This window comes from Rhizorhabdus sp. P4_G5 (assembly GCF_056401065.1).
In genome coordinates, this window is the sequence record NZ_JBFUKB010000017.1 from 1 (window position 1) to 6790 (window position 6790).

A 6790-nucleotide genomic window follows, 5' to 3' on the forward strand; every position below is an offset into this window, starting at 1 on the left:
CACAACCCCAAGGCCGCTCTCAGTGTCGCGGGGTGGAGCAGCCCGGTAGCTCGTCAGGCTCATAACCTGAAGGTCACAGGTTCAAATCCTGTCCCCGCAACCAAATAAACAAACCAACATAATCTCAGCCCGCTCGGATAACTCCGCGCGGGCCGCTTCGCCTCCGGCAGGAGGCCAGGCCTCTCTACCTTTACGCGCGGACCGGCGCGTCCTCGCCCCCGTCGTCGACAAAGCGCCGCCCATCCGCCGCGTGGCCATGGGGACGAGCAGCCCCGATACCGGTTCGCCGACACTCAGATTGTGGACAGGGGCCAGGAGAGCGGTAGCTCGGTGACCCTGTTCACCATTCCATCCTCCATCCGTCTGATTTGACGTTGCTGCATCGGCACGCGGCGGACGCTATCGCAAGAAGCCTGGAGCAGCTCTGCGCGTTGCTCGCCACGGGAAGTTCAGCACGTGCGCTGCTTCGGCGGTTCATCTGTTTGTCGGGCGTGGCTCAGCTGGTGTGGAGAGGGAAGCCGTGGAGTTCGACTACATCATCGTCGGCGCCGGATCGGCGGGCTGTGTCCGCGCGAACCGGCTGAGCGCCAGGCCGGACAAACGCGTGCTCCTGATCGAAGCTGGCGGTGACGATTGGCCCTTCCATCGCCTTCGAACTCGAACGAGTTCAAGCCGACGATCAGGCCGATTCACCGATCTGATCCGATCAAGGTCTAACCATTGTCAGAGCATGATTCACGCTTTCGGAGGAAACGCCACGCGCTTCTACCTCGAACGATCATGCCCCAGGCCGATCCGAGAGCCGTTAGTTCTCCGCCGGGATCGACGCCGTGGTGCGGGGAGACACAATACGCTCCGCTATGCGCCATCCATCGGCAGTGCGTACAAGTATATCGTGATAGGTAGCGATCGACGATTGCCCCGTATCAAGTACCGCTAGGCAGCGCGAGAACGCCCGCACCGTTCCATCGGCATCGATCGTCGCTTCGGCATTGACATTGTTGTGAAGCAACGGATGCGGCGCGGTCCGGAGGAACCCTAGAATTTCCTCGGATCCGCGATATGTGCCGAGGCCGACGGCCTCGATGTCATACGCTGCGTCTGGCGTGAACACCTCGCCAAGTCGGGAGAACTGCCTTTCATCGATCATGTTCGAATAGCGTACAAATAGCTGCCTGATGTCGTCCAGATCAGTCGTGGAGATCATGCCATGCTCCTTTCGGTCCGCCCGAACATCTCGTTTGTGGAACGCCCGATGGCGATCGCCGCCTCCTTCGGTGGCAGGCTGCGAAGATAGGCGAACGCTTCCTGCTGAAGCGGCATCACGTAGACCGGACCGTCCGCGAGATTGGCCAGTCCCGCGTCGGCGACCTCCATTGCTGTGACCGTCGGCAAGAGCGGGTGCTCGGTAGGCTGGCCCATGCGCACCGCCGCAGGCGTGTATGTGCTACCTGCGATCAGGCTGAGAATATCGACTCCGTCGGGCGAAAATTCACGCCACAACCCCTCGACAAGAACGCGGCTGAAGGACTTGGCCGCGGCATAGGTCGCAAATGCATTGGCGCCGCAGCACCCCGCGATCGATCCGACGAGGATGATTCCGCCGTGGCCGCGCTTGCGCATCAGCCCGCCGAAATGATGAGTGAATGTGGTTTGCCCGATGACATTGAGATTTATCAGTCGCAGCCAGCTTTCCAATGGTTCGTCAAGAAACTCGGCAACGCGATCGGACGAGCCGGCATTATAGATGACGAGCCCGACCGCGATGTCGTCGGTCAGCGCCTTAACCTGATCCATCGCGTCCGCTGCGGTGAGGTCGATCGCGCGTGATCGCACCTCGACACCGAGCGCGGCCACCTGCGCGGTAACCTCCTCGAGCGGTTCGGGCTTGCGAGCGAGCAGGACAAGATTGATACCGCTTTCAGCCAGTCGTTGCGCAAAGGCTGCGCCGATCCCTTCCGAGCCTCCGGCGATCACCGCCCAAGGGCCGTACTTCGCAGGGTCCGCTCGTCGTGCGTCATCCATGAGCATAATTCCTTCCTACCGCTTCTTTGCTGTCACGATGAGCGCGTCGCACGACCGGACCGAACTTCGCTTCAGCTTTGGTTCGCGAACGAGATAAAGGCGCGGTAGTCTCGTCGCGACGGCGCGGCACATGCTCTGCTCTTCCTGCCGGGCAAGCCGGCTACCGAGGCGGAAATGGGGTCCGGCAGCGAAGCCGACGTGGCGATTGGGTGCGCGCATGAGGTCGAACCGTTCGGGATCGTCGTATACGGAGGCTTGCGCGTCGGATGCGGCGCCTGACATAAACGCAATCCCTTCCGATCGCCTGCCCTAAGCATGTGCGAGCCTTTCAATAGAGGCTGTGGCCTGCTCTATATGCATCGTCTTGCCGGACTATTGTCCCGCGACCCGATCAGGAACTTTGCGCGAACAGCTCCATCATATCGCCGATGTGGGTTTGATGAGCGAGCAGCCGCTGTCCGCTGGGTACGGTCGCGCCGGTCATGAATACCGCTTCGTCTGACGCAAGGAGCAACGCCAGCGCGGCAATATGCTTGGGCTCGCCAGGACAGGGCGTCAGGGTTTGCCACTCGAAATTGCGAGGAGCTTCGGGAGTACCGGCAGCGCGATCGTCCGTTCGCGGTAGGTACGGTGTCGCTCGATCGGTTAACCTCCGACTCCGTTCTTGATTAGAGAGGGGACCGATGGCGCGTTTGGCGGGAAAGATCATCGTCGTCACGGGCGCGGGGACCGGCATCGGTGCTGGCATTGCTCGCAGCGCAGCGCGAGAGGGCGCGCGCGTTCTCCTCGCGGATATCGATGCCGCGGCCGCCGCTGCGGTGGCAGTGGAGATCACGGACGCCGGTGCCGGTGCGGCGCATGTCAAGCATATGGACTTGTCCGACGAACGCTCGGTTCGCGCGATGGTGGATGAGGCCGTTGATCGCTGGGGCGGGCTTCACGCCATCGTCAACAATGCCGCAGACACAAGCCTGACTGCGCGCGATCTCGGTATCGAGACAATCGATCTGGAAATCTGGGATCGCACGATGGCGGTCAATCTGCGTGGGACGATGCTCGCCTGCCGCCATGCAATTCCGGCACTTCGTGCAAGCGGTGGTGGTGCGATAGTCAACATCGCATCCGGCGCGGCGCTGCGCGGCGGGCCCGGGCTCACCGCCTATGGCGTGAGCAAGGCGGCCATCGTCACGTTGGGGCAGTATATCGCGGCACAGCATGGCCATGAGGGTATACGCTGCAATACGATTGCGCCTGGCATCATCCTCACTCCGAAGACTCAGGATGTGTTCGGGAGCGACGAGGCGTGGCCTAGGATCATGCCGCACATGCTGTCGCCACGGCTCGGCGTACCGGAGGACATCGCCGCTGCCGTGTTGTGGCTCATCTCGGCCGAAGGCGCTTATGTTAACGGCCAGTGCATCTCGATCGATGGCGGCCAGATGAGCCATCAAAACACGCTGATCGGCGCCGTATCAATCAGGCCTGGAGAATAAGGCTTGCGGCGGGCGGCTTGGGAACCAGCCCGACTTGACCGAGCGGATATCATCGGGCCAAGCGCGATCCGAATCTCGGTCTAGATACCTGCGCGGCGGTTTTGACGCGCCGTCCCGGGGGCGGCGCCGGGACGGAATAGCTGAAACGCGAATGTCCGTCAGACCAGCAGATCGATGATGTTGCGGATCACTTTGCCCGCGCGCAGCGCGTCCAGTCCTTCGTTGATCTGCTCGAGCGGATAGGTGTCGTTCACTAGGCCCTCGAAATCGAGCTTGCCCTGTATATACCACTCGACGAGGCGGGGCCCGTCGTAGCGGCCGCGCAGATCGCCACCCGCCGAAGTGCGGATTGATCGGCCGATCCCGAAATCCGCGGGCTTCAACTCCAGAACCGCATCGTCACGCATCATGCCCACTACGATGCACTGGCCCGAGCCGAACCGGACCGAACGCAGTGCCTGGCGGACGACCAACGGATGACCTGCAGCCTCAATCGCATAGTCCGCGCCGCCGCCTGTCAGCTCCTGGATATGGTCCGCTACGTCGACGTTCAGGTCGCGCGGGTTGATGAACTCGGTAGCGCCGAACCGGCGCGCGGCCTCCTCTCTTGCGGGGTTGGTGTCTATCGCGATGATGCGGGTGGCGCCTGAGAAACGCGCGCCCTGAACGCTGTTCAACCCGATACCGCCCATCCCAAACACTACCACGGTCGAGCCTGGGGCGACCTTCGCGGCGAACACGGCCGCACCGACGCCCGTCGCCACGCAACATGCAGCAAGGCAAGCACGGTTGAGCGGCGCGTCATCACGGATCTTGGCCACCGCCGATTCGCTCGTGACGGTGTATTCGGTGAAGGTGCCGGCGTGCATGAACCGACCGATCGGCTTGCCCTTGTAGGAAAACGGCGAGGATGTTCCGGCGAAGCCTTTGAACGTATCGGCGCAGAGATTGGAGCGCCCGCTGAGGCACTCCTCGCAGCGCCCGCATTGCGGTAATGGTGCAATCATCACATGATCGCCCGGAACGACCGAGGTTACCGCCGCGCCGACCTTCTCGACCACTCCGGCGCCCTCGTGCCCGAGCACTATCGGAAAGGCTCCGAGCACATTCTCCCCATCCAGCGCGGCGATGTCGCTGTGGCAGAGGCCGGTTGCGTGCAGCCGCACCATCACCTCGTGCGCCTCCGGATCGCGCAGGTCGAGCTCGACGATCTCGAGTGCCTGCGATTCCCCGAAGGCGACGGCGGCTTTGGTCTTCATTCTGTGTTCTCCCAATGCGCAAGCGAGGTCGTGCTACCCTGGCAACGCACAGTCTCGAAACCGTTGCAGATGGCAGCGCACCCTTCCTCGTCTCGTCGGACGATTGCGGGGGCGTTGGTGCTCGACCATCTCGGTTAAGGCGAAGCGGCCAAACTTGTGCTCGAAGCGATGAAAGGCGTCCTCGGGGTGGAAAGCACTTGACGCCCGACCTCGGCGGCTCGGCTAATACCCGCTCGATGGTGGAGGCGATCACAGCGCGTATCGCCGCCCCATAACTGCGGAATCGCTCGTCCGAATGAGGTATGCTTCGCACGAAGCGCGAGGTCTAGAGTTCAATCAATCGGGGCATGCCGACGACGATCGGACATGCTGGAACTATCGGGAGTCATTGGGTGTCTACTGAAACCGCCAGCGTCAGCGCCCCGACGTTCAACATTCCCACGATCGATGAACTCGTCGCGCGGGCTCGCGCGCTGATCCCTCTGATGCGCGAGCGTGCGGATGAGGACGAGCGTAACCGCATCGTCAATCCCGATACCGTTCGCCGCATCAACGAGGCGGGCCTGTTTCGTGTACTCCAGCCGAAACGCTGGGGCGGTTATGAGCTCGGACAACGCGCCTTCGCGCAGGTGCAGATGGCACTTGCCGAAGGTGACATGTCGGTTGCCTGGATCTACGGCGTCATTGGCCTGCATAGCATGCACATAGGCTTGATGGACGATCAGGCGGCGCGGGACGTGTGGGGGCAAGACGACTCGGTCCTGATCGCGTCACCCTACATGCCGGGGGGCAAGGCGACCCCGGTGGAAGGCGGTTACGAGTTGAGTGGCCGCTGGTCCTATTCCAGTGGGTGCGAGCATTGCCAGTGGACTTTTCTGGGTGGCTTTATCGACGGTGATCCGGCCCAGTATCGGTCCTTCCTTCTGCCCCGCAAAGATGCCAAGATCGTCGATACTTGGCATACCACCGGATTGGCCGCCACGGGCAGCCACGACGTAGTTGTCGACAAGGCGTTCGTGCCCGAACATCGTACGCACAAGTTCACGGATGGCTTCAACGGTACCAATCCTGGCCGCCCGTGGAATTCGGGCCCGCTGTTCCGGATGCCGTTCATGCTCGTGTTCATGCGCGGCATCACGAACGGCCATATCGGTGCTCTCCAGCACTTGACCGACCTGTTCCGTGAATATGCTCGCGACAAGGTTTTCATGGGCAGCAAGACGTCGAAAGATCCCGACGCGCAGCTTGCGGTTGCGTCTGCGGTCGCCGGAATCGATGAGATGAAGAAGTCGATGTTCGCCAACTTCGACATCATGAGTGAGTATGCCGAGCGCGACGAAATGCCGCCACTCGAGATGCGTCACATGATGCGCTTCCAGAGCGCGAGCGTGGCGGAGCGCAGCGTCAAGCTCGCCGAGCAGATGCTCACCGTTTCGGGCGGCGGCGGCGTCTATAACCGGTCGAACATGGGCCGCATCTACCGCAACATGCTGACCGCGCGGCAGCACGCGGCCGCCCAGTATCGAATCTACGGGCGCACGTTCGGCGATCTGTTGATGGGTGGCGAACCCGTCGACCTGATGCTCTAAGGGCTCGGCCAACGACCCGTGCGTAGAAACCCTGCGCCTTCTGGCGCAGGGCTGCGCGTGCCACCATGTTAAGCGACATGTTCCGCGAAGCGGCCAGGGAGAGGCTGACGAGTAGCGATGCGGCTTTGCTTGTGTTCCCCCGCGGATTTAGCCCCAGCGCCGAGGTGACCGCATGAAGATCGGCTCGGATGACCTGCTTTATGCGAGGGATTGACGAGCGAACGTCCCGCATCGCGGTGCTGCCGGGACGTCTGGGGCCACCATTTCGTCCAGGCTCTAGGCTGTATCGACATTCAGAGGATTCCCAAGTGGTGGGATGTCTGATTCATGGGTTTCCGCGATTGCGGAGGCATCATGGGGATCAAGCGATACGAGTTAAGCGAGGCGCAGTGGCGTCGGATCGAGCCGATGCTTCCGGGCAAGG

6 protein-coding genes, 1 tRNA gene and 1 pseudogene are annotated in these 6790 nt (G+C 62.2%); 4 read left to right on the forward strand and 4 right to left on the reverse strand.

The window, feature by feature from the left end; genetic code table 11:
• Window positions 1-26 precede the first annotated feature (26 nt).
• Window positions 27-103, forward strand: a tRNA-Met gene (locus AC1DQK_RS18915).
• 417 nt (window positions 104-520) lie between these two features.
• Window positions 521-631, forward strand: a pseudogene (locus tag AC1DQK_RS18920) (NAD(P)-binding protein); the annotation flags it as partial.
• Between the two features lie 174 nt (window positions 632-805).
• Here AC1DQK_RS18920 and AC1DQK_RS18925 read toward each other — a convergent pair.
• From AC1DQK_RS18925 to AC1DQK_RS18935, 3 genes are read right to left on the reverse strand one after another with little or no spacing between them, the layout of a single operon-like run.
• Complete coding sequence (locus AC1DQK_RS18925; protein WP_477873380.1) at window positions 806-1207, reverse strand: nuclear transport factor 2 family protein; 402 nt, start codon at window positions 1205-1207, stop codon at window positions 806-808.
• Window positions 1204-2025 (reverse strand): SDR family NAD(P)-dependent oxidoreductase, encoded by an 822-nt coding sequence (locus tag AC1DQK_RS18930; RefSeq protein WP_477873382.1) that lies wholly within the window; start codon window positions 2023-2025, stop codon window positions 1204-1206. Before AC1DQK_RS18930 ends, AC1DQK_RS18925 begins: the two co-directional genes overlap by 4 nt.
• A gap of 15 nt (window positions 2026-2040) precedes the next feature.
• Window positions 2041-2307 (reverse strand): hypothetical protein, encoded by a 267-nt coding sequence (locus AC1DQK_RS18935; RefSeq protein WP_477873384.1) that lies wholly within the window; start codon window positions 2305-2307, stop codon window positions 2041-2043.
• Between the two features lie 401 nt (window positions 2308-2708).
• Between AC1DQK_RS18935 and AC1DQK_RS18940 the strand changes: the two genes are divergently transcribed.
• The gene (locus AC1DQK_RS18940; protein ID WP_477873386.1) at window positions 2709-3518 is read left to right on the forward strand and encodes an SDR family NAD(P)-dependent oxidoreductase; all 810 of its coding nucleotides are present in this window, start codon (window positions 2709-2711) and stop codon (window positions 3516-3518) included.
• A gap of 158 nt (window positions 3519-3676) precedes the next feature.
• On the opposite strand, the gene AC1DQK_RS18945 is transcribed toward AC1DQK_RS18940, so the two are convergent.
• Window positions 3677-4777: an alcohol dehydrogenase catalytic domain-containing protein gene (locus AC1DQK_RS18945; protein ID WP_477873388.1), complete on the reverse strand. Its 1101-nt coding sequence runs from the start codon at window positions 4775-4777 to the stop codon at window positions 3677-3679.
• A gap of 392 nt (window positions 4778-5169) precedes the next feature.
• Here AC1DQK_RS18945 and AC1DQK_RS18950 point away from each other — a divergent pair, with 392 nt between their 5' ends.
• Entirely contained in the window at window positions 5170-6366 is a 1197-nt protein-coding gene (locus AC1DQK_RS18950; RefSeq protein ID WP_477873390.1) for an acyl-CoA dehydrogenase family protein, read from the forward strand.
• The last annotated feature ends 424 nt before the right edge of the window (window positions 6367-6790 follow it).

Bases quoted from the DNA above. Each gene is read 5' to 3' on its own strand.
- AC1DQK_RS18935 (WP_477873384.1), bottom strand. From the start codon at position 2,307: ATGTCAGGCGCCGCATCCGACGCGCAAGCCTCCGTATACGACGATCCC.
- AC1DQK_RS18940 (WP_477873386.1), top strand. From the start codon at position 2,709: ATGGCGCGTTTGGCGGGAAAGATCATCGTCGTCACGGGCGCGGGGACC.
- AC1DQK_RS18930 (WP_477873382.1), bottom strand. From the start codon at position 2,025: ATGGATGACGCACGACGAGCGGACCCTGCGAAGTACGGCCCTTGGGCG.
- AC1DQK_RS18945 (WP_477873388.1), bottom strand. From the start codon at position 4,777: ATGAAGACCAAAGCCGCCGTCGCCTTCGGGGAATCGCAGGCACTCGAG.
- AC1DQK_RS18925 (WP_477873380.1), bottom strand. From the start codon at position 1,207: ATGATCTCCACGACTGATCTGGACGACATCAGGCAGCTATTTGTACGC.